A 20,099-nucleotide genomic window follows, 5' to 3' on the forward strand; every position below is an offset into this window, starting at 1 on the left:
GGCCGGCAACGACCGATCGCGGCCGCTTCACGGCTGGACCTTGGCGACCGACCCGGCTCCAGCAAAGAGGTCCGGGTAGGAGCGTTCCAGCGTTCCGGCGATCGCAGCGGCGAAGCGCTCGTTGGCGATCCGGTTCGGGTGTGCATCCGACGGCGACACCCACAGCGTTTCGGGAACGAGATCCTCGACCGACGGGCGAAGATCGAGGAAGGGAACCTTCTCGCTTTCGGCGATCTTTTCGACCGCGCCGGTGACTTCCGGGAACGGATACTGCTTGACTTCGTGCAGTTCGGGATAGTTGACGATCACGAGCTTGATGCCGTGCTCGCGGCAGAAGCTGATCAGCCGCCGCATCGCATCCTGCCCTTCGGTCCAGCCGGGCTGGTCGGCTTCATAGAGGCCCCGGTAATAGGCCTTCCAGTCCGCCCGGCCGAGGAAGATGCGCGAGATCTTGTCGACCGCCGAGGCGAGCACGACATAGGCCTGCGAATATTCGCCCCAGCCGACCTGGTGACGACGCGGCGTCGGCTCGGCATCGTTGATGAAATAGTTGAGCACGACCACATCCGGCTTGAGCTCGATGCCCTTGGTCATGAAGTAGGCAACTTCCATCTGGGTGTTGTAGTTGCCGACACCGGTGTTGATCACCTCGTATTTCGGCGCCCCCTGGCTGCCGCCGTTGAGGACCGTTTCCAGCAGCCTGGACGGCGTGTCTTCCTCTTTGACGCCCCAACCGAAGGTCAGCGAATCCCCGAGCATCATCACGCGTGTCGTCCCGGCGGTCACCGGGCCGATTTCGCGGTTGCGCAGACCGACGGAGTTGATGCTGACCGGCACACCCATGAACACGCCGCTCGAATTGGGAATGTGCTCGTGGCCGATCGCCGGCTCGGCGCTGACCCGTTTCAGGTCGCGGGCGTATTTCCACATCTCGAGGTCGAAATCCATGCCGTTGTCAAAGACGGTGCGCGCCATGCCTTCGATCATGAGACCGCAGAGCGCCAAGCTGAAAGCCGTCGCGAGAACAGCAAGCAGGGCACGTTTGAGAATGGAGGACTTCCGGACGCTGTTTTGTTCCATTTGAACGACACGTGTTGCATTGGAATTCATCGGATCTTCCTTTCAGGTCCGCCGATTACTGTCCGACCTGAGAAAACTTCAGGCAATCAGGCTCCACAGGAGCGGTTTTTACGAAGGGGTGCTCGCCGACCGTCAGGCCCTTGCCGCCGCTCCAATCATTGACCAGCCACTGGTCGATCGCTTCCGCGACAAGGAAATGTCCGAGCGGAGAAAGGTGCTTGTCGCCGATGCCGTAGGTTTTCATCGGATCGTTGGCAGAGAGCTTTTCGGTCGGATCGACCACGTACACGCCGGGCGTCGCAGCGGCGAACGCCTTGATCATTTCACGTTGTTTTTCCGGCTGCAGGCCGTCGTCGCGGCCAGCCAGTTCCGCCCAACCCGGCAGGATGACGACGAGCAGCTCGGCGCCGTTGGCGCGGGCGTCGTCGGCAAGCCGGACGAACAGGCGCCGCGTCAGCTCGATCGCTTGGCCGATGTCGCGGCGAGACGCCCGGTCGCCGACATAGGGTCTGAGCAGCGTTGAATAGAACCAGTTGTAGAGCTTGCTGTTCTGCCACAGGTACAGATGCGCCTGCAAAGCGAGGCTGGGCTTCTTCGTTCCGCTGCCGGCCGGCTCGACGGTGATGTCGACGGACGACGGCGTCAGCACCGCGCGCTCGGCATTGTCCTCGAGGTCGGTGCTGAGCGAGAGGCCGACGACGACGAGTTTATGAGGGATGCTGTGGCCCTTGTCCTCGTACACCCGGATCTCGTTCGGCTGGCCGTAGCCGCCGGTGCCGTAGTTCTTGAGAAGCAGCTGCGGGTGCCATGCGTTCAGCAGCGAGCTGAAGGTTTCGCTTTCCTTGACGAGCGAGCCGCGCACCATGGAATCCCCAAGCACGAACACCGGAGACCCCGTTCCCGTCGCATTGTCGCGGAAACCGTCGCTGTTGATCTGGACGCGGTTCCAGGGGTCGAGCGGGCTGAAGCGCTCGAAATAGCTGTTGCCCGGTATTTCGGTATAGCCATAGAGCGCATGCGACTGATGTCGCGCCCGTGGCACGCCGCAATAGACATATTCGCCCTCGCCGACCGGAAGCTGCAGGCTCGGCACCATACGCAGCAGCATCTCGCACAGCAGGATGGCGACAAGGCCCGAAACGAGAATGATCAGCCCATCCATGATGCCGCCGAAATTGCGCGAACGGCGCATGCGCTTCAGGGTGCCGCCCGATGAGGGCTTGTTCTGATCGATGAAATCCGCAGGCGTCGCCGTCGGATTGTTGTTGTTGAGCGCATCCTGACGTTCGGCTTTTCGGGACATGTCAGCTGACACCTTGATTGTGCGATCTGTGTTGAAACATTTCGGATGGTTGCCGCATCGCCCGCTTCAGGCGCTTCCGGCCTCGCGCCAATAGGACCTTGCCAGGCTGGCGAGATAGGTGGTCGTACGCCTCGCCGTCTTTGCGACGGAGGGACGCTTCGGTTCGCCGGAGCTTGCGTGTTCGCCCGATTTTGCGAGCCGGATGCGCTTGGATGCATCCGGCCGCAGCAGCTCGATCGGTCGAAGCAATCCGGGCAAAGTCCCGTACCCCGTCAACTGGTCGCGAAACAGGCTGGTCGCGGCATAGACGACATCCGCCGTCTCGACCGCTTCCCGCACGCGAACATCATCCGAAATCTTGACGTAAAGCACGCCGGGAATGAAAAGAGGCAACGTCGGTACCACGGGATCCAGGATCCGGTTGACCGCGGCCGGCGTCACCTCGTTTAAAACGAAGACGGTAAGCCGCTTCTGGCTCAAACGATAACCCTTTATGATTATCTCGACCGGAAGCCGACCGTCTGTTTCAGCTATTTCAATAACACTTTGAACATGCATAGTGGCTCTCCGGAACAGAGAAGAACACCGTCAATATTTTCAGAATACGAGAACATGAATCTATTCGTTATATAGCGACATTAGCTTCGGAGGTTTCACTTCGCTGCCGGAGACGCCTTACAATTCCGAACTCTATCCCAGGATTTTCGTTCTGAATATATCCAGATGGATATACTCCGGCCCTGTTTCTTACAGTTCGCTTGCGGCAAAAAACGCCGATCGCGATGTGTCGTCGCCGTGGTTCGATCGTTTTTGAAGGAGGAGGGTCAGCGCAAAGGCAGGCGGCCCGCAAGCGCGGCCGGCGCCGTCACGAAGGGCTTTTCGGGAGCCGGTTCGCCAGATTGGCCAGCTCGACGCGTGTCGAGATGCCGAGCTTGCTGTAGATGCTGTGGAGATGCAGCTTGACCGTGCCCGGCGATATGCCGAGCCGGGCGCCGATCTCCTTGCTTCGGATCCCCGAGGCCGCCAGCCGCGAGACCTCGATCTCGCGCTGCGTCAACAGGTCGACGCCCCTGGTCTCAACGGCTTCCTGCGCGCGTATCCGCTCGATCGCGGACTTCAGCGCCTGGTCCTGGAAATAGGTCTTGCCGCTGGCCACGACATTCATGCAGTCGATCAGCGTGTCCGGAGCCTGTTCCTTGAGGACGATGCCGTTCACCCCGAGCCGGATCGCTTCGGCAACCTGGTCGTCGCCGATATCAGCCGTCAGGATGACGATCGCGATCTGCTGTCCGTGAGTGCTGCGCACCTGGCGTATGAACTCGAGTCCGTCCATATGCGGCATGCGAAGGTCGGCGACGACGATATCGGCGCCCCGCTCGGACAGGACCTGCAGCGCATCGGTTGCACGCTCGCAGGTCGCCACCACCTCCCAGCCGGGCACGGTTTCGATCAGCCGGCGCAGCCCGTCGAGCACGATCAGATGATCGTCGACGACGACCGCGCGCAACGCTATTGCGGCATTGGCAGCATGACGACCACTCGAGTCCATTCCGCTATCCTTTCGATCGCAAGCTTTCCGCCACGCGCTGCCGCCCGTTCGCGCAGGCTCCGCGGTCCAATTTTTTCCCGTTCCAGCTCGGCATGGTCGAGGCGCTCACCATAACCAAAGCCGACCCCGTCGTCGTCGATCGTCAGCACGATCGATCCGTTGTCGATCCTGACCATGATCCTGACCTTCTGCGCGCCGCCGTGCCTGACCGCGTTGGCTGTCGCCTCGGAGGTCATGCGCGCAAGCTCGTAGGTTAGCGCCAGCGGCAGGTCGATGCCGGACGCCGGGTCGAAGGCGATCGAGACATCGATCTGCCATTGCTGCCGCAGCCGCGCGGCAACCGCTTCCAGTTGTCGCTCGAGCTGCATTTCGCCGGTAGCCTGGAGATTGCCGCCCGGCTCGAGCGCGCGAATAAAGCCGCGAAGCTCCCGCTGTTCTTCGAGCAGCATCGCCTGGATGGCCTCGAGGCGTTCGGCAATCACCTCCGGCCCCGCATCCTTGAGCTTGCGCAGCGACTGAAGCTGCAGTGCAGTGCCCGCAAGTGCCTGAAGCACGCCGTCGTGCAGGTCGCGGCCGATGCGGATGCGCTCGTCGACGGCCGCCTCGTCGCTCAGGCGCCTGACCAGGATCGCCTGTTCGAACAGCGCCTTGATCCTGTCGGCGATGATTTCGGCGATCGCCACGTCGTCGAGCGTGAGCGCAGGCGGCTCCAGAACGAAGAGACGCGCCTGCAGGTCGTCGACCTGAAAATAGGTCGAGACCGCGGCGTTGATGTTGAAAGCCTCCACAAGCGCCGGCGAGATCGGCGGGTCTGGAGCCGACCATTGATGAAACCGCCCCTCGCCCACGTGCACGAGAAGCCGGCCACGGGCGGCCTCGGTGATCAGCAGGCTGCTTTGCAGCAATTTTTCATCCGTCCAGGTGCCGAAGGCATCGGGCGGCATCTGCATGACCTCAAGCTCGCCTTCGCTCCACAGGGCGGCATAGGTCCAGGGCTCCTCCGCATCGGTCCACAACAGGAGAGCCCGCGGCACCAGCATGACATGGGCGGCATAATCGAGCGCCGCGCGCGCCGGCCACTCGCGGCCACGCGGCTGGCTCGGTGTTCGCTGTACCAGCCGAAGCAGCTCGGCCCGGACCGCCTCCTGGTGGGCGCCCAGCCAGACGAGCAGCGTGGCCGCAACGAAGATGAAGAGAATGCGAGAGGCGTTCGTCGTCGTATCGGCATCCGGATCGAGCATATCGCCGGCATCGAAGTAGCCGAGATAGAGCAGCGCCGCCAGGCAGACGAGACCGGTGTAGAGCGCCCCGCGCCAGCGCCAGTGCAGCGTCGCGGACAGCAAGGTGAACGGCATCAGCATGAAGAACGGGCTCGCCGGACCGTCGGTCATCGACATGAAGATTGCAAAGGCGGCGACATCGATGATGTGACGCACCAGCGTGCCCCGCACCCGCGAAATCTCCGTGCGCCAGACGAGGAAGGCGGCGGCGACCGCATAAAAGAGATAGCCGATCAGCAGGAAGTAGATCGGCTCCGGCGGCAGCGGCACGTGGACGGAATCGAGCCATGCGATCCAGACGCTGCCGAGCGCCAGCAGGATGCGCCCGACGGCGATCACCTTGTCGGAGCGGGCCCGGAAAGTGTTCGTCCAGACCTTACGGCCGGAGGCCTGGTCCAGATCCATCGGCGCGCCGGTATGCGGCGGCGCGGCCGTCGCCGGGCTCACGCGGCGGGCGCTGAAACGGTTTGACGGCTCTAGCCTCATGCCAAGTCTCCGCTCTGCGCCGCCCCTTGGAAAACAACCCTGCGCGTGACGAGCGAGAATAAATCAAATCGCGGCCACCGACCCACACCGTCCCCATCTTCGACGACAAGGACGGCACGGCCCTGGCAGCCGCTGCAATCTGCATATTCAAGTGTCGCCAGCATACGCTCGTCTCTTCCAGCGCTCAAATGCATTTGCCACCAGTATAGCCAAGGTTACGCACGCGCACCCGAACCACACGAACCTTGCACTGCTGCAGGCATGCCCTGGAACAGGGCCGACCAGCGGGCATCAACCCGAGTATCAGAAGATCGCGCCAAGAATCGAAAGCCGGATATGAGACTCTATATCCATTGGCATATTGACCTACCCCAGTATTTGCCGCTCATATTCTCCCAATATAAATGACTAAAAAGTTTTTCATTCGTCGGCACAATGAAAATTGTGCGTTTTTTAGCTAACCGCTTTGAGGTGGATAGCAATGAGCATTTCTCACGGACCACTGCACGAGAGGCCCCCGGAAGGACCGTCGAACAGAAGTTTCGGCTATACCGTCGGTGGCATCCTTACCCTGATTGCGCTCGTAAAATGGTGGCGGGCTTCCGAGATTACGACCGTTACGGCTGTGCTCGCCCTGATCGGCGTGGTTCTGGTCGTCCTGGCCCTGATCGCGCCTTCCACCCTGACACGCGCCAACCATCTCTGGATGCGGCTCGGCCTTGTACTGTTCAAGATCGTCAATCCGGTCGTGATGTTCCTGATTTACGTCACGACCTTCGTGCCGATCGGCTTTTATCTCAGGCTGCGCGGCAATGACGCGTTGACCGAACAGTTCGACAAGAACGCCAAGACCTACTGGATCGACAAGCCGCAAGCCGAAGCAGCCCAGGCAACGATGAAGAACCAGTTCTGAATTTTGAAGAACCTATCCCTTATTGTATCGGACAGAGGACACGAAAATGGACCTTGCTAGGGAACTCCTGTCTTACATGGGCAACCGGAAGAAGTACTGGTTGCTGCCGATCCTGGTCATGACGACCATCTTCGGAACCCTGGTGGTACTGACGCAGGGAACGGCCGTCGCCCCCTTCATCTATACGCTGTTCTAGGGCGGCACCATCGTGCGTATCCTCGGTATCTCGGCCTTTTACCACGATAGCGCGGCCGCGCTCGTCGAAGACGGGCGCATCGTAGCCGCCGCACAGGAAGAGCGCTTCACGCGCCGGAAACACGACCCCGACTTTCCGGCGCGGTCAATAGAGTACTGCTTGTCGGAAGCAGGCTGCACCATGAACGACATCGACCATGTCGTCTTTTACGAGAAGCCGTTCCTGAAGTTCGAGCGGCTTGTCGAGACCTATCTTGCGACAGTGCCGCACGGCTTCAGCTCGTTTCGCGTGGCGATGCCGGTCTGGATCAAGGAAAAGCTCTTCCAGAAGAAGATGCTGCGCAAGGATCTCGGCAAGCTTGTCGGCACGAAGGAGTGGGAAGGCTCGCTGCTTTTCACCGAGCACCACCAGTCCCATGCGGCGAGCGCCTTCTTTCCTTCGCCCTTCGCCTCCGCTGCGGTCCTCACCATGGACGGCGTCGGCGAGTGGTGCACCACGTCGCTTGCCCATGGCCATGACAATCGCCTCGACTTCCTGAAGGAGCTGCATTTCCCGCACTCCCTCGGCCTGCTCTATTCGGCCTTCACGTATTATACGGGCTTCAAGGTCAATTCGGGCGAGTACAAGGTGATGGGGCTTGCGCCCTACGGGCGGCCGCGTTTCGCGCAGACGATCCTCGACAACCTGATCGATCTCAAGGACGACGGCTCGTTCCGTCTGGATCAGCACTATTTCGGCTATTGCACGGGCCTGAGGATGACCTCGCCGGCCTTCAACGACCTCTTCGGAGGCGAACCCCGCAAGCCGGAATCGCCGCTGACCCAGCGTGAGATGGACCTGGCGGCTTCCGTTCAGGTCGTGACGGAAGAGGCGGTCATGCGGCTCGCCCGCTATGCCCGGCGCCAGACAGGCGAAAAGAACCTCTGCCTTGCCGGCGGCGTCGCGCTCAACTGCGTGGCGAACGGCAAGCTGCTGAAGGCCGGGATCTTCGACGACATCTGGATCCAGCCTGCCGCCGGCGATGCGGGCGGCGCGCTCGGGGCGGCTCTCTCGGTCTGGCACGAATACCTCGGAAGCACGCGCGTCGTGAAGGACGGCGATGCCATGTCGGGCGGCTATCTCGGGCCAGCCTTCGCGCAAGGCGAAGTCGAGCAGCGACTTGCCAATGCCGGGGCGAACTTCGAGGTCCTTTCGGACGAGGAGATCACCTCCTCCACCGTCTCGGCACTGACCGAGGAAAAGGCGGTCGGCTGGATGCAGGGGCGGATGGAATTCGGCCCACGGGCGCTTGGCGGTCGGTCGATCCTCGGCGACGCCCGTTCGCCGACGATGCAGAAGATGCTCAATCTCAAGGTCAAGTACCGCGAGAGCTTCCGCCCCTTCGCTCCGTCGATCCGACGCGAAGACGTGTCGGACTGGTTCGACATCGACACCGACAGCCCCTACATGCTCCTTGTCGGCGACGTCCTGGAAAGCCGCCGCCTGCACGCCAATCATCCGCAGGAAAACCTGTTCGGCATCGATCTGCTCAACGTGCCGCGCTCGGAAATACCGGCGGTGACCCATGTCGACTACTCCGCCCGCATCCAGACGGTGCACCGCGAGACCAACCCGCGTTACTGGGAGCTGTTGACCCGCTTCAAGGCGCGCACCGGCTGCCCGGTGCTCGTCAACACCAGCTTCAACGTGCGTGGCGAACCGATCGTCTGCAATCCGGAAGACGCCTATCGCTGCTTCATGGGAACGGAGATCGAGCGCCTCGTCGTTGGCAATTGCATGCTGAAGAAAGAGGACCAGCCCGCGCACCTGAAGCAGGACTACAAAGAGAACTTCGAGCTCGACTAGAACGGCCGGGCAGTGTGTTCCTTCAGCGCGCCGGGCCGCAGCAGCGACCCGGCGTTCTAGCGTCCGGCACGCAGGCGCGAGGCGCTCCGGCCGGAGGGCGCGACGCCGAACTCGCTCGTCAGCAGCTTGACGAAAAACGGCACCAGTCCCGACTTCGCGCGGGCCTTGTCGAAAGCCGCCTGGAACGGCGCCCTGTAGCTGAAGAGATCCGGGCGGATCGGCCGCAGCAGCCCTTTGCTAACATAGCGGTTGGCAAAGTGATCGGGCAGATAGCCGAGATAGCGCCCGGAAAGGATCAGCCGCGCTTCCGCCTCCATGTCGCTGACCGTCGCGCGCGGGTTGGCGATCGAGAAGATCTTGAGGTCGCGGGCATTCCAATAGGAGCGGCCGATCAGATTGTGGGACCGGATGTCGTCGATTTCGATCGTGCTGTCGTCGCGGGAAAACAGCGGATGCTCGGCCCCGCAATAGAAGCGCTGCGTCTCCTCGTAGAGATCGACATATTCGAGCCCCAGCGTCGTGCGCGGGAAGCTGGCGATCGCGATGTGAAGCTCGCCCGTTATCACGTCGCGCAGCAACTCATGCGGCGGCCGGGTGACGATCGAAAGCGCCACCTCCGGCGCCTCGTCCGTCATCCGGGCAAAGACGCGGGTCAGGCGGGAGGCCGGGTCCGACAGGGTGTTGTCGATGAGGCCGACGGAAAGCGTGCCGTTCAGCCGGTGCTGCAGGCCCTTCATGCGAGTATCGAACTGGTCGATCGTGCCGAACAGGCGCTTGGCCTCCTCGTAGACGGCACGCCCTTCCTCGGTGAGGCGGAAGCCAGACCGGCCACGCTGGCAGAGGATCAGGCCGAGGCGGCTTTCCAGCGCCGAGATATGATTTGAGATCGTCGAGAGCGATAGGTTGAGCTCTCCCTGGGCGGCGGCAAAACCACCCGCCTCCACGATCGTCACGAAGATCCGCAGCAGCCGCACATCCAACGAGTCCAATGCCATTCGATCGCGCCCTTAGCTTGCGAAACTCCAAAGTGAAGCGCAATTATTATGAATTTTCAGGCACTAAGCTAGTGCATCATGGACCCAGCAAAAAATCGGCCGGCGCAGGTAGCGCCGGCCGTGCGTGATCTGGATCGATGGGACGTCGCCACAAAAGGCTGCCGATCGACGTGTCCTCGCACGGCGACCGGTAGGCGACCGACGCTTTCGCTCCCGATCAGGGCCGGCGATAGACCTCGTTTCCGGCGAGATAGGTCGCCTCCACCTTGCGTTCGCGGATGGAGCGGTCGAGCGGATCTGCGAGGGTGCCGTCGATCACGACGAAATCCGCCCACTTGCCGACGCTGATCGAGCCGATCTGAGCCCCCCAGGGCGTCATGTCGGCACCCGCCTGGGTGAGACCGTGCAAGGCCTGGTCGAAGGTGACGGCCTGCTCGGGATGCCAGGGACCGTCACCCAAGCCAAATGGGCTTTCGCGGAAGACGGCGTCGTTGATCTGGGTGAGCGGGCTCAGCGGCGATGTCGGCCAATCCGAACCGAACACCAGCGGCACGCCGGCATCGAGCATCGAATGCCAGACATAGGCCCGCGGCTCGCGATCGGTACCGATGCGTTCGGTGATGTACTTGCCGATCGTGCCGGTCGCATGGTTCGGCTGCATCGAGGCGACGACGCCGAGATCCTTGAAGCGCTGGATGTCCTTGGTCTCGACCACCTCGATATGCTCGATGCGGTTAGGCTGCGGCCGCGGCACCGAAGCTTCGGCAAAGGCGTCGAGAACGAGGCTGACGCCGCCGTCGCCGATCGCGTGCACCGCGGTCGGGAAGCCGTTTTCGTTCGAGGCCTTGATTGCCGCCGCCAGCTGCTCCTTGGTCTCGAAAGGCTTGCCCTTCCAGCCGTGCTGGTCGGAATAGTCCTCGTGCATGTAAGCGGTGCGGGTCGAGAGCACCCCGTCGATCACCGACTTGGTGTAGCCGAGCTTCAGCATCGGCCCCTTTACCTCCTGCTCGCCGGAATCGGCGGCTACCTTGTCGACCTCGTCGCGGTCCTTGACCGCGGCGGCGATCTTCTTCGGATCACCCTCGAAGAAGCCGTACCAGACGCGAAGCGGCATCTTCTTTTCAGAGAGGATCGCGGCATAGTCGTGCACGGCGGCGAGATCCGACATGTCGTTGACGCCGGTGATCCCGAGGCTGTTGGCAAACTTCATCGTCTCAAGCAGCGCTGCGCGCCGTTCCGTGTCGGTCGCCACCGGACGATGCTTCTCGACGAGATCGCCGGCCTTTTCGAGCAGGATGCCGCTCGGCTCGCCCTTGTCGTTCAAGAGCACCTGCCCGCCCTCTTCGACTTCCGACTTCGCGGTAACGCCGCCCACTTCCAGCGCCTTGGAATTGACCCAGACGGAATGGAAATCGATATCGCGCAGGACCACCACCCGGTCCGGCACCACGGCGTCGAGGTCTTCCTTCGTCGGCAGCTTGCCCTCGCCGAGCGTGTAGTCCCAGCCGCCGCCCATCAGCCAGACGCCCTTCGGCAAGCGCTGATCGGCTTCCTTGATCTTTTCGAGCCAAGTCTTCTTGTCCGGGATGTAGGAGAGGTCGACGCCGGTCACCATGTCCATGCCGGACGTAAGATGTGTATGGCCGTCGATGAAGCCCGGAGTCACGGTCTTGCCGCCGGCGTCGATCATCTTGGTCTTAGCGTCGGCCAGCGCCTTGATCTCGTCGTTGCTGCCGATTGCGGTGAACTTGCCGTTCTCGATCGCGAAGGCCTGCGCCTTCGGCTTGCCCTGGTCGACCGTGCGCACGTCACCGTTGAGCACGATCAGATCGGGTGCGGCCCAAACCGGCTGCGCCGTGCCGACCAGGATCGCCAGAGCGGACGTTGCACCCAAGGCGCGGGTTACTGCTGCCAATGTCATGAAATCCTCCTCCCGCGGCTGCATCCCTCCACCCCCGGCGAGCCGCGCGGCACCGGCGTTGAAGGGATGATGCTGCAAGTGGGGAGGATAACGATATACTCCCTCGGGCTAGGTTCGAGCGATGCCGCGCTACAACGGCGCGGATCTGAGGTGAAAACGCGCGCCAATGAAGCCCCAGCGGATAAGGCTCGCGATCCGGCGACGCACAAAATCGTCACCCGGCGCGAAGGCGGGGGCCTGCGCCGCTCATAAAAACAAGAGTTTAGGGAAGCTTCCGGCTGGCGCCCTGGCTTCCCCGGAGGCTGGCCAATCGGCGCAGCCTCAGCTGAAGAGCGCCTTCAGGCGCGGCCAGAGGCCAATGGCCGCGCGAACCCGCCGGGCGGCATAGGCGGCCCGAACGGAGCTGCCGAAATTGCAGTCGCAGACGATATCGTGCAGTTGGTGGTCCGATATTTCGAAGAAGCGTTTTGCTTCACCGTAGCTGTCGTCTGCGAGCCCCGCGAGGCGCAATTGCGTATCCTCGAAGGCGACGGTCATGGGCGAACCGTTGACCTGCATGGCCTGGCGCGCGGCAGCGGTCGCGCGTTCAGTACCGGAAAGCGTGCCCAGCCGGCGATCGGGATTGCTTTCCAAGAGTTCGGCCCAACGCTGAAGCCGTTCCGTTCTCGTCATCGCGGGATCGGAACGAATTTCGGCGAGCGCTTGCAACTGTTCGATGGTTTGATGCTTCATCGTCGTCTCTCCTAGTGCGAAGATGCGACCGCGATACGCGCCCCTCCATACCGGGGTCGCCGTTCCTCAAACTCGCCGGAGGGAACCCCGGTTCCCTGTCGTGAGAAAAAAAGAGGACCTGCGATTACCGCCGCGCGAACGGCGCCAGGAGACCCAACTTCCGCTGGCGGAAATGCGCAAAATGCCGCCTCGAACATCTGCCTTCACCGCTCCAGTCACACCCTATTTCGGTTGCCGCTCACGCGGCGTATGCTTTCTCGGGAACGTTGTTGCCCGATCCGCATCAAACGGTGGTTTGGAGGTGGATGATGAACGATGCACTGCTGACAAGACGCACCACGGCGGAAGCGGACCATTTGACAGATGAAGCTCTCGTCGAGCGTGCGCTTGCGAGGGACCCCGAAGCCTTCCGGATCGTCATGACGAGGCACAACCAGCGGCTTTTTCGCATCGCCCGCGCCGTCGTGCGCAACGACAGCATCGCGGAGGATGTGGTGCAGGAAGCCTATCTGCGCGCGTTCGAGCACCTCGAAACGTTTCGTGGCGATGCCAGCCTCGCCACCTGGCTACATCGCGTCGTGCTGAACGAGGCGCTCGGACGCCTCCGCCGGTCGGCGACGCGCCGGGAGGTTCCGCTTGCGACGGACAGTGCAGGCGCCGAGATCGTACCCTTTCCCAATGCTGTGAACGCCGACGATCCGGAACGCAGCCTTGCGCAGCGGCAGATCCTGCGGCTGGTGGAAGAGGCGGCCGACGCTCTGCCGGAACCCTTCCGCCTGGTGTTCACCGCCCGGGTGATCGAGGCGATGAGCGTCGAAGAGACCGCAGCCCTGCTCGGCATCAACCCGAAGACGGTCAGGAGCCGCCTGCACCGTGCCCGCCAGCTTCTGCGCCAGCAGATCCACCGCCAGGTCGGCCCCGTACTCTTGAATGCCTTCCCCTTTGCCGGACGCCGTTGCGCCCGTTTGACGGAGGCGGTCATGAACCGGCTCGGACTTTCAGGCTGACATTTCCGGGAACCTTTGAAGGCGGCGCGCATCCAATGGGCGTGATCCATCAAGACCGGCGGCGATCGCCGCCGGAGAGGAGTTCCCGATGTATGCCCGCCTCACCTCAGCCCTCGCCGTCGCCTGCCTCATCAGTGGCGCGACCCTTGCAGCCGGGACGAAGGTCACCGACCCCCAGATCGCCCATATCGCCTATACCGCAGGCGTCATCGATATCGAGGCCGCCAAGCAGGCCCTGAAAATCTCCAAGGACAAGGAAGTCATCAGCTTCGCCAACGACATGCTGCGCGACCATGAGGCCGTCAACAAGCAGGCCCTCGATCTCGTCAAGAAACTCAAGGTGACGCCCGAGGACAACGAAACCAGCCGCGCGCTGACGAAAGCGGCGACGCAAGAGCGCGAAAAGCTGGCGAAGCTCAGCGGCGCCGACTTCGACAAGGCCTATGTCACCAACGAGGTAGCCTACCACAAGCAGGTCAATGGCGCCCTTGAAACCCTGCTCATTCCCTCCGCGAAGAATGCCGAGCTCAAGGACCTGTTGGAAACCGGCCTCAAGCTGTTCCAGGGTCATCAGCAACATGCCGAGCATGTCGCCGAGATGATGAAGTAGGCAGCGCCATGATCCGAAAGCGAAGCCTTGGCGCGCTGTGCGGCCTGACCCTCATGCTGACTGCGCCATCGGCGTGGGCGGAGACCATCCGGGTGACCATCGAAAAGCTCGTCTTTTCACCCGCCGAAATCAGCGCCGCCGTCGGCGACGTGATCGAGTGGGACAACAGGGACGTCATGGCGCACACGGCAACGGCCAAGGGTGATTTCGACATCGTGATACCACCGAAAATGACCGCGACGCTCACCGTCACCAAGGCCGGAACCTTCGATTACATCTGCCGCTTTCACCCGAACATGAAAGCACGACTCAAGGTGCAATGAACGACTTGAGGACGGCAGCGCGTGGTCATCCTCGCGCGCTGCCGTTCACGGCGAAGTCACCGGACGCCGTCTGTATCCGGAACCCGAATTGTGCCATGGAAGCGGCTGGTTCCATCGAGGAGGCGGCACGGCCATGAAGAAGATCGGTTTTCTTTCCTTCGGACACTGGACGCCCTCGCCCCAGTCGCAGACGCGATCGGCCGGCGACGCCCTGCTGCAATCGATCGATCTCGCCGTTGCGGCCGAAGAACTCGGCGCAGACGGCGCCTATTTCCGCGTCCATCACTTCGCCCGCCAGCTCGCCTCGCCGTTCCCGCTTCTGGCGGCGGTCGGCGCAAAGACCAGCCGGATCGAGATCGGCACGGCCGTCATCGACATGCGCTACGAGAACCCGCTCTATATGGCCGAGGATGCGGGTGCCGCCGATCTCATCGCCGGCGGACGGCTGCAGCTCGGCATCAGCCGCGGCTCGCCGGAGCAAGTGATCGATGGTTGGCGCCACTTCGGCTACCAGCCGGGCGAAAGCGAGACTGAGAGCGACATGGCAAGACGGCACGCGGAAGTGCTGCTCGACGTCCTGCGCGGAGAAGGTTTCGCCGAACCCAATCCGCGACCGATGTTTCCCAACCCTCCCGGCCTGCTGCGCCTCGAGCCGCATTCGGATGGCTTGAGAGAGCGCATCTGGTGGGGCGCAAGCTCCAACGCCACGGCCGTCTGGGCCGCAAAGCTCGGCATGAACCTGCAAAGCTCGACGCTGAAGGACGACGAAACAGGCCTGCCATTCCACGTCCAGCAGGCCGACCAGATCCGCGCCTACCGGGAAGCCTGGAAGGCGGCGGGCCACACGCGGGCGCCGCGCGTCTCGGTCAGCCGCAGCATCTTTGCGTTGGTGGACGATCGCGACCGGATGTATTTCGGCGGCGGAAACAAGCAGGAAGACCAGATCGGCTTCATCGACGACAAGACGCGGGCGATCTTCGGGCGCAGCTACGCTGCAGCACCCGACGTGCTGGTCGAGCAACTGGCGAAGGACGAGGCGATTGCCGAGGCCGACACGCTGCTCCTGACGGTCCCGAACCAGCTTGGCGTCGAGTACAACGCCCATGTAATCGAAGCGATCCTGAAGCACGTCGCGCCAGCGCTTGGCTGGCGCTGACGACGGGCGACGCCTCAAACTCCAGGCATCTGAATTCACGCACCGGGCCGAATCAGGGGCGCAACTCTGTGGCCGCGCCCCTTCACCTAGCTGCTTCTTCAGGGAACCTGCGGCGGATGCGCGACGCCGAGGTAATAGTCGCCCTCTCCGCCGCTCTGATACTCGCCCGTGTAGCGCTGGCGCGCATCACCCAGCGTTCGTGCCGGCGGGCGATAGACATAACCCGGCGCCGGGTCGACATACGGATCGACATAGATGCTGCCGGTCGGCATCGGATCGACATAGACCTGAGGCTGCACAGGCTCGACATAGACCGGGCCGGGCGCGGGCTCGACATAATAGGGTTGCCCGTAGAGAACCCTGTTCTGGGTGCCCGGCGGATTGTGCGGATCGATACCGGTATAGAAACCGTTGGCCATCGCCGGTGCTGCCGCGCCAAGGGCGAAGACGATTGCGGCGAATGACATTCCCTTCGAAAACTTCATGGCGTTGCTCCTGTCTCGGCTTGGCATCCGGCATTCACCGGGCAGCGTCGCCCCCGGTGAATGCCGCTTCCCCAAGATAACGCCTAGCCGCTGCAACCGTTCCGCAAGCGACCTCAATGCAGTCCGAAGATGCCGAGCAGTTCCTCGCGCTGGCGCACGAAGGCGCTGGCGCTGCGGTCGCGCGGCCGCGGCAGGTCGATCTCGATCAGCCGCGGTTCGCCGCCCTTTTCGCGCGGCAGGATGAGGATACGGTCGGCGAGATAGATCGCCTCTTCGAGATCGTGGGTGACGAGCACCGTCGTCACGTCCTCGTCGCGCCAGATCCGCGCCAGCTCCTGCTGCATGCTGATCTTGGTCATGGCGTCGAGCGCGCCCAGCGGCTCGTCGAGCAGCAGGATTTCCGGCTGGACGGCGAGCGCCCGGGCAATGCCGACGCGCTGCGCCATGCCGCCCGACAATTGCCGCGGAAAGGCGCCTTCGAACTGTTGCAGGCCGACCAGCTGGACGTAGCGCCGCGCCCGCTCCCGCGCCTGTCCCCGGGAAAGCCCACGCGTCTCCAACCCGAAGCCGACATTGTCGAGCACGGTCAGCCAGGGCAAAAGCCGCGGCTCCTGGAAGATCACCGCACGGTCGGTGCCCACGCCTCTGGTCAGCTTGCCGTCGATCAGCACCTCGCCGGCATCCGGATCCTCGAGACCCGCCAGCACCCGAAGCAGGGTCGTCTTGCCCGAGCCGCTGGCGCCGACGATGGCAAGCGTCTCGCCGGAGCGGATATGGAGGTTGATATCCCGAAGCACGGGCAATGGCGCGCCGTTCAGGCGGTAGGACTTGGAGAGGTGACGGATCGTCACCTCTCCGCGGCGAAGGTTCTGGGCAACACTCATGGAACGTCCTCAGTTGCTGGCCGTGGCGCCGTCGACGGCAAAGAGCACGTCCTTTGGCGCCAGCTGGCCCTGCTTGAGCTTGCCTTCGCGCACCAGCACGTCGATCCAGAATTGCAGGTCACGCTCGACCGGCAGGCCACCGGCCCGCACCCCATAGCCGCGGAAGTACTGGGCGATCTCAGGATTTTCGCCGCGAGCTTTCAGGGCCTTCGCCAGGATCTCCTTCGTTTCCTGCGGATGTTCGCGGGCATAGTCGAGCGCGCGGGCCGACTGCAGCACGAAGGTCTTTGCCGCCTCCGGATGCTCCTTCACGAAGTCGCGTCGCAGCACGACGAAGCCGCCGGCGATCTCGCCGAGCACGTCGGTGTCGTCGAAGATGGCGCGCAGGCCGCCGTTCTTGCGGGCTGCACCCTCGAAGGTCGTCTGCCAATAGCCGAAGGCGGAGATATCCACCTGGCCGGAGCGCAGGACCTGCTCCAGCTGCGGGCCGGGAACGACGACCTGGTTGGCGGCATCTGTCGGCAGGCCGACGGAATGCAGCGCCTCGCGGATCGTATAGTCGAGGTGAGCACCGAGCGTGTTCACCGCAATGCTCTTGCCGGCGATGTCCTTGATGCTTTTGATCGGGCTGTCTTCCAGCACGTAGAAGATCGACTGTACCTCGTCATTGATGCCGTTGGAGGGATAGGCGGCAACGAAGTCGTTGCCGCTGATGATCGAGTTCAGCACGGCCGAGGTCGCTGCGCTGCCGATCTCGACATCGCCGGATGCCAGTGCGATCAGCGATGCCGGACCGCCGGTAGCGTAGCCGACACTCTCGACCGTGATGCCGGTGCCGTCGAAATAGCCGAGTTCCTGCGCGAGTTCATGGGCCGACAGGCCGCCCTGACTGGCGAGATAACGCAGCGTGACGGCGTCGGCGGCGGCTGCCGGTGCTGCAAGGCCAAGCGTGACGGCTGCCGAGAGAAGGAGATTGCGGGGATGGAAGGTCATCTTGATATCCTTTCGAAGGAGAACTGGTAGAGGCGGTCAGGCGTTCGGCTGAGACCAGCGGCAGAGATTGCGCTGGATGAGAACAAGCAGCGCGTTGGCGGCGAGACCGAGCAGGGCAAGCAGCAGGATCGACGCAAACATCAGCGGGATCTGGAAGTTGTATTGCGCGTTCATCACCTGGAAGCCGATGCCCTTGTTCGCTCCGATCATTTCGGCAGCGATCAGAAGCAGCAGCGCGGTCGTCGCCGAGAGCCTGAGGCCGACGAAGATCGCAGGCACCGAGGCCGGCAGAACCACGCGACGGAAGACCGCGAGCGAGCCGGCGCCGTAGGTGCGGGCCATCTCGATCAGCTTCCTGTCGACCTCCTTGACCCCGCCGATCGTCGACAACAGGATCGGAAACAGCGTCGCCCAGAAGATCACGAAGACCTTCGACGTTTCGCCGAGACCGAGCAGCAGGATGAAGACCGGGTAGAGCGCCAGGGCCGAGGTCTGGCGGAAAAGCTGCAGGACGGGGTCAAGCGCCTGCTCGACGAGCCGGACCTGGCCCATGAACAGCCCGAGCGGAATACCGACGGCGACGGCAGCGGCAAAGGCAATGCCCGACCGCTGCAGGCTGATGGCGATATCGTCGAGCAGCGCGCCGCCGGCGATGCCGTCCCAAAGAGCAGCCAGGATCACGTCGAGCGGCGGAAAGACTGCCGCGTTGACCCAGCCGACGGTGCTTGCAAGCTGCCAGAAGGCCAGAAACGCAACCACGAGACCGTAGCGGGCGACGATCGCGCCGAGCAGGCGGCGCCAGCGCGGCACGCTGTTCGGCCGGGAATGCACGGCCGGCTGAGTGGAGTTCTTGGCAGGGGTCTCGCGGCGCGCCGTTGCAAAGCCTGCCGCAAGCGAGGGGTTGATGGTTTCATAGGACATGGCAACACCTCACTCCGCTGCTTGAACGGCCGACCGGGCGGCAGTCCAGCGGTTAACGGGTACGGGCAGGCCGAGGTTTTCGCGCAGCGTCTTGCCCTCGTAGGCGGTGCGAAACAGGCCGCGACGCTGCAGTTCCGGGATCACCAGCTCGACGAAGTCGTCGAGCGCCGTCGGGAACCATGGCGGCAGGATGTTGAAGCCATCGGCGGCTTCGTTCTCGAACCATTCCTGCAGGGTATCGGCGATTTGTCCCGCCGTTCCGACGATCGTGTAGTGGCCGCGCGCCGACGCGATCCACTGATAGAGCTGGCGAATGGTGAAGTTGTTTTCGTCGGCGATCTGGCGGATCAGCGCCTGGCGGCTCTTCATGCCCTCGGTCGGCGGCGCCGGCGGCAACGGCCCATCGAGGTCGTAGCCACGAAGATCGAGCGTTCCGCCGGTGAGCCCGTTGAGCAGACCGATGCCGTCCTCCTCGACGATGAGCGAGGTCAGCCGTTCGTATTTCTCCCGCGCCTCGGCCTCCGTCCGGCCGACGAAGGGCGAGACGCCGGGCATGACCAGGATATGGTCCGGGTTGCGGCCAAGGCCGCGGGCGCGGGCCTTGATGTCCCGATAGAATTCCTGCGCCGTTTCGATGTGCTGGTGCGCCGTGAAGATCACCTCCGCGGTGGCGGCGGCAAGGCCACGGCCATCCTCGGACTGGCCGGCCTGGACGATGACGGGATGTCCCTGCGGCGAGCGCGAGATGTTGAGCGGGCCGCGGACCTTGAAATGCTCGCCGCGGTGATCCGTGTCGTGCAGCTTCGCCGGATCGAAGAAGACGCCCGTTTGCTTGTCGCGGATGAAGGTATCGTCCTCGAAACTGTCCCAGAGCTTCTTGACGACATCGACATGCTCGGCGGCACGCCGGTAACGCTCGGCATGCGGAAGCTGCGTGTCGCGGTTGAAATTCTGCGCCGTCGGATCGCCTGTGGTCGTCACCACGTTCCAGCCGGCGCGACCGCCGGAGATGAGGTCGAGCGAGGCGAACTTGCGCGCCGTCGTATAGGGCTCCTCATAGGTCGTCGAGGAAGTGGCGATGAAGCCGAGATGGGTGGTCAGCGGCGCCAAAGCGGAAAACAGCGTGACCGGCTCGAAGCCGGCGACGCGGGCATTGCCGCCCTCTCGCGCGCCACCGAAGCCGACCGCCAGCCCGTCGGCAAGAAAGTAGGCATCGAACAGACCGCGTTCGGCGGTCAGCGCCAGCTGCTTGTGAAACTCGAAACTGGTCGCCCCGTCGGCGGGCTGGTCGGGGTGGCGCCAGGCCGCGATATGCTGCCCGCCGCCGGGAAGAAAGGCTCCAAGCCGGATCTTGCGTGTCATCTCAATCCTCTCCTGTTCTCGCTTTAAACTCGAGGAGATCGCCCTGCCGAGGGCGAAA

General features: G+C 63.2%; 20 protein-coding genes. 7 read left to right on the plus strand and 13 right to left on the minus strand.

All coding sequences use genetic code 11. The features are described 5' to 3' along the window. Positions 1 to 27: 27 nt before the first annotated feature. The 5 genes from L981_RS01480 to L981_RS01500 all read right to left on the minus strand — a co-directional run bounded on the left by L981_RS01480 (position 28) and on the right by L981_RS01500 (position 5,698). Complete coding sequence (locus tag L981_RS01480; protein ID WP_082005849.1) at positions 28 to 1,110, minus strand: SGNH/GDSL hydrolase family protein; 1,083 nt, start codon at positions 1,108 to 1,110, stop codon at positions 28 to 30. A gap of 25 nt (positions 1,111 to 1,135) precedes the next feature. Next, on the minus strand, positions 1,136 to 2,383 hold the full coding sequence (locus L981_RS01485) for a hypothetical protein (protein ID WP_043611087.1): 1,248 nt from the start codon (positions 2,381 to 2,383) through the stop codon (positions 1,136 to 1,138). 66 nt (positions 2,384 to 2,449) lie between these two features. Continuing rightward, on the minus strand, positions 2,450 to 2,863 hold the full coding sequence (locus L981_RS33165) for a hypothetical protein (RefSeq protein WP_052201526.1): 414 nt from the start codon (positions 2,861 to 2,863) through the stop codon (positions 2,450 to 2,452). Between the two features lie 385 nt (positions 2,864 to 3,248). Next, positions 3,249 to 3,932, minus strand: a complete 684-nt coding sequence (locus L981_RS01495) for a response regulator transcription factor (protein ID WP_043611089.1) — start codon at positions 3,930 to 3,932, stop codon at positions 3,249 to 3,251. Beyond that, a complete protein-coding gene (locus tag L981_RS01500) occupies positions 3,893 to 5,698 on the minus strand; it encodes a sensor histidine kinase (protein ID WP_082005850.1) in 1,806 nt (601 codons plus the stop codon). Before L981_RS01500 ends, L981_RS01495 begins: the two co-directional genes overlap by 40 nt. A 481-nt stretch (positions 5,699 to 6,179) precedes the next feature. Between L981_RS01500 and L981_RS01505 the strand changes: the two genes are divergently transcribed. Genes L981_RS01505 through L981_RS01510 form a run of 3 tightly spaced genes read left to right on the plus strand, consistent with a single transcriptional unit; the run spans position 6,180 to position 8,652 of the window. Beyond that, positions 6,180 to 6,611: an SxtJ family membrane protein gene (locus L981_RS01505; RefSeq protein ID WP_043611091.1), complete on the plus strand. Its 432-nt coding sequence runs from the start codon at positions 6,180 to 6,182 to the stop codon at positions 6,609 to 6,611. A 46-nt stretch (positions 6,612 to 6,657) separates the two neighbouring features. Further along, on the plus strand, positions 6,658 to 6,807 hold the full coding sequence (locus L981_RS34940; protein ID WP_089043047.1) for a DUF5989 family protein: 150 nt from the start codon (positions 6,658 to 6,660) through the stop codon (positions 6,805 to 6,807). 12 nt (positions 6,808 to 6,819) lie between these two features. Next, positions 6,820 to 8,652: a carbamoyltransferase gene (locus tag L981_RS01510; protein ID WP_043611092.1), complete on the plus strand. Its 1,833-nt coding sequence runs from the start codon at positions 6,820 to 6,822 to the stop codon at positions 8,650 to 8,652. 56 nt (positions 8,653 to 8,708) lie between these two features. On the opposite strand, the gene L981_RS01515 is transcribed toward L981_RS01510, so the two are convergent. From L981_RS01515 to L981_RS01525, 3 genes are all read right to left on the minus strand, one after another. Next, positions 8,709 to 9,647, minus strand: coding sequence for a LysR family transcriptional regulator (locus L981_RS01515; RefSeq protein ID WP_043611093.1), 939 nt, complete (start codon positions 9,645 to 9,647; stop codon positions 8,709 to 8,711). A 217-nt stretch (positions 9,648 to 9,864) separates the two neighbouring features. Beyond that, positions 9,865 to 11,568, minus strand: coding sequence for an amidohydrolase (locus L981_RS01520; protein WP_043611163.1), 1,704 nt, complete (start codon positions 11,566 to 11,568; stop codon positions 9,865 to 9,867). 321 nt (positions 11,569 to 11,889) lie between these two features. Then, on the minus strand, positions 11,890 to 12,300 hold the full coding sequence (locus tag L981_RS01525) for a hypothetical protein (RefSeq protein WP_043611094.1): 411 nt from the start codon (positions 12,298 to 12,300) through the stop codon (positions 11,890 to 11,892). A 308-nt stretch (positions 12,301 to 12,608) separates the two neighbouring features. On the opposite strand from L981_RS01525, the gene L981_RS01530 reads away from it, so the two are divergent. From L981_RS01530 to L981_RS01545, 4 genes are all read left to right on the plus strand, one after another. Continuing rightward, complete coding sequence (locus L981_RS01530; protein ID WP_043611096.1) at positions 12,609 to 13,307, plus strand: RNA polymerase sigma factor; 699 nt, start codon at positions 12,609 to 12,611, stop codon at positions 13,305 to 13,307. An 88-nt stretch (positions 13,308 to 13,395) separates the two neighbouring features. Beyond that, positions 13,396 to 13,917 carry a DUF4142 domain-containing protein gene (locus tag L981_RS01535; RefSeq protein WP_043611098.1) on the plus strand — a complete coding sequence of 174 codons (522 nt, stop codon included), beginning with the start codon at positions 13,396 to 13,398 and terminating at the stop codon, positions 13,915 to 13,917. 8 nt (positions 13,918 to 13,925) lie between these two features. Further along, complete coding sequence (locus tag L981_RS01540; RefSeq protein ID WP_052201527.1) at positions 13,926 to 14,240, plus strand: cupredoxin family copper-binding protein; 315 nt, start codon at positions 13,926 to 13,928, stop codon at positions 14,238 to 14,240. A gap of 133 nt (positions 14,241 to 14,373) precedes the next feature. Further along, positions 14,374 to 15,396 carry an LLM class flavin-dependent oxidoreductase gene (locus L981_RS01545; protein ID WP_043611099.1) on the plus strand — a complete coding sequence of 341 codons (1,023 nt, stop codon included), beginning with the start codon at positions 14,374 to 14,376 and terminating at the stop codon, positions 15,394 to 15,396. A 98-nt stretch (positions 15,397 to 15,494) separates the two neighbouring features. Here the strand turns inward: L981_RS01545 and L981_RS01550 are convergent, their stop codons facing one another. The 5 genes from L981_RS01550 to L981_RS01570 form a co-directional block, all read right to left on the minus strand. After that, entirely contained in the window at positions 15,495 to 15,881 is a 387-nt protein-coding gene (locus tag L981_RS01550; protein ID WP_043611100.1) for a hypothetical protein, read from the minus strand. Positions 15,882 to 15,994: 113 nt separating this feature from the next. Then, a complete protein-coding gene (locus L981_RS01555) occupies positions 15,995 to 16,765 on the minus strand; it encodes an ABC transporter ATP-binding protein (RefSeq protein WP_043611103.1) in 771 nt (256 codons plus the stop codon). Positions 16,766 to 16,774: 9 nt separating this feature from the next. Beyond that, complete coding sequence (locus L981_RS01560; RefSeq protein WP_043611105.1) at positions 16,775 to 17,758, minus strand: ABC transporter substrate-binding protein; 984 nt, start codon at positions 17,756 to 17,758, stop codon at positions 16,775 to 16,777. Positions 17,759 to 17,794: 36 nt separating this feature from the next. Beyond that, the gene (locus L981_RS01565; protein WP_043611106.1) at positions 17,795 to 18,679 is read right to left on the minus strand and encodes an ABC transporter permease; all 885 of its coding nucleotides are present in this window, start codon (positions 18,677 to 18,679) and stop codon (positions 17,795 to 17,797) included. A 9-nt stretch (positions 18,680 to 18,688) separates the two neighbouring features. Next, complete coding sequence (locus L981_RS01570) at positions 18,689 to 20,041, minus strand: LLM class flavin-dependent oxidoreductase (protein WP_043611107.1); 1,353 nt, start codon at positions 20,039 to 20,041, stop codon at positions 18,689 to 18,691. Between the last annotated feature and the right edge of the window lie 58 nt (positions 20,042 to 20,099).

The sequence above is a fragment of the Ensifer sp. ZNC0028 genome (genome assembly GCF_000799055.1).
Taxonomy (GTDB): domain Bacteria; phylum Pseudomonadota; class Alphaproteobacteria; order Rhizobiales; family Rhizobiaceae; genus Ensifer.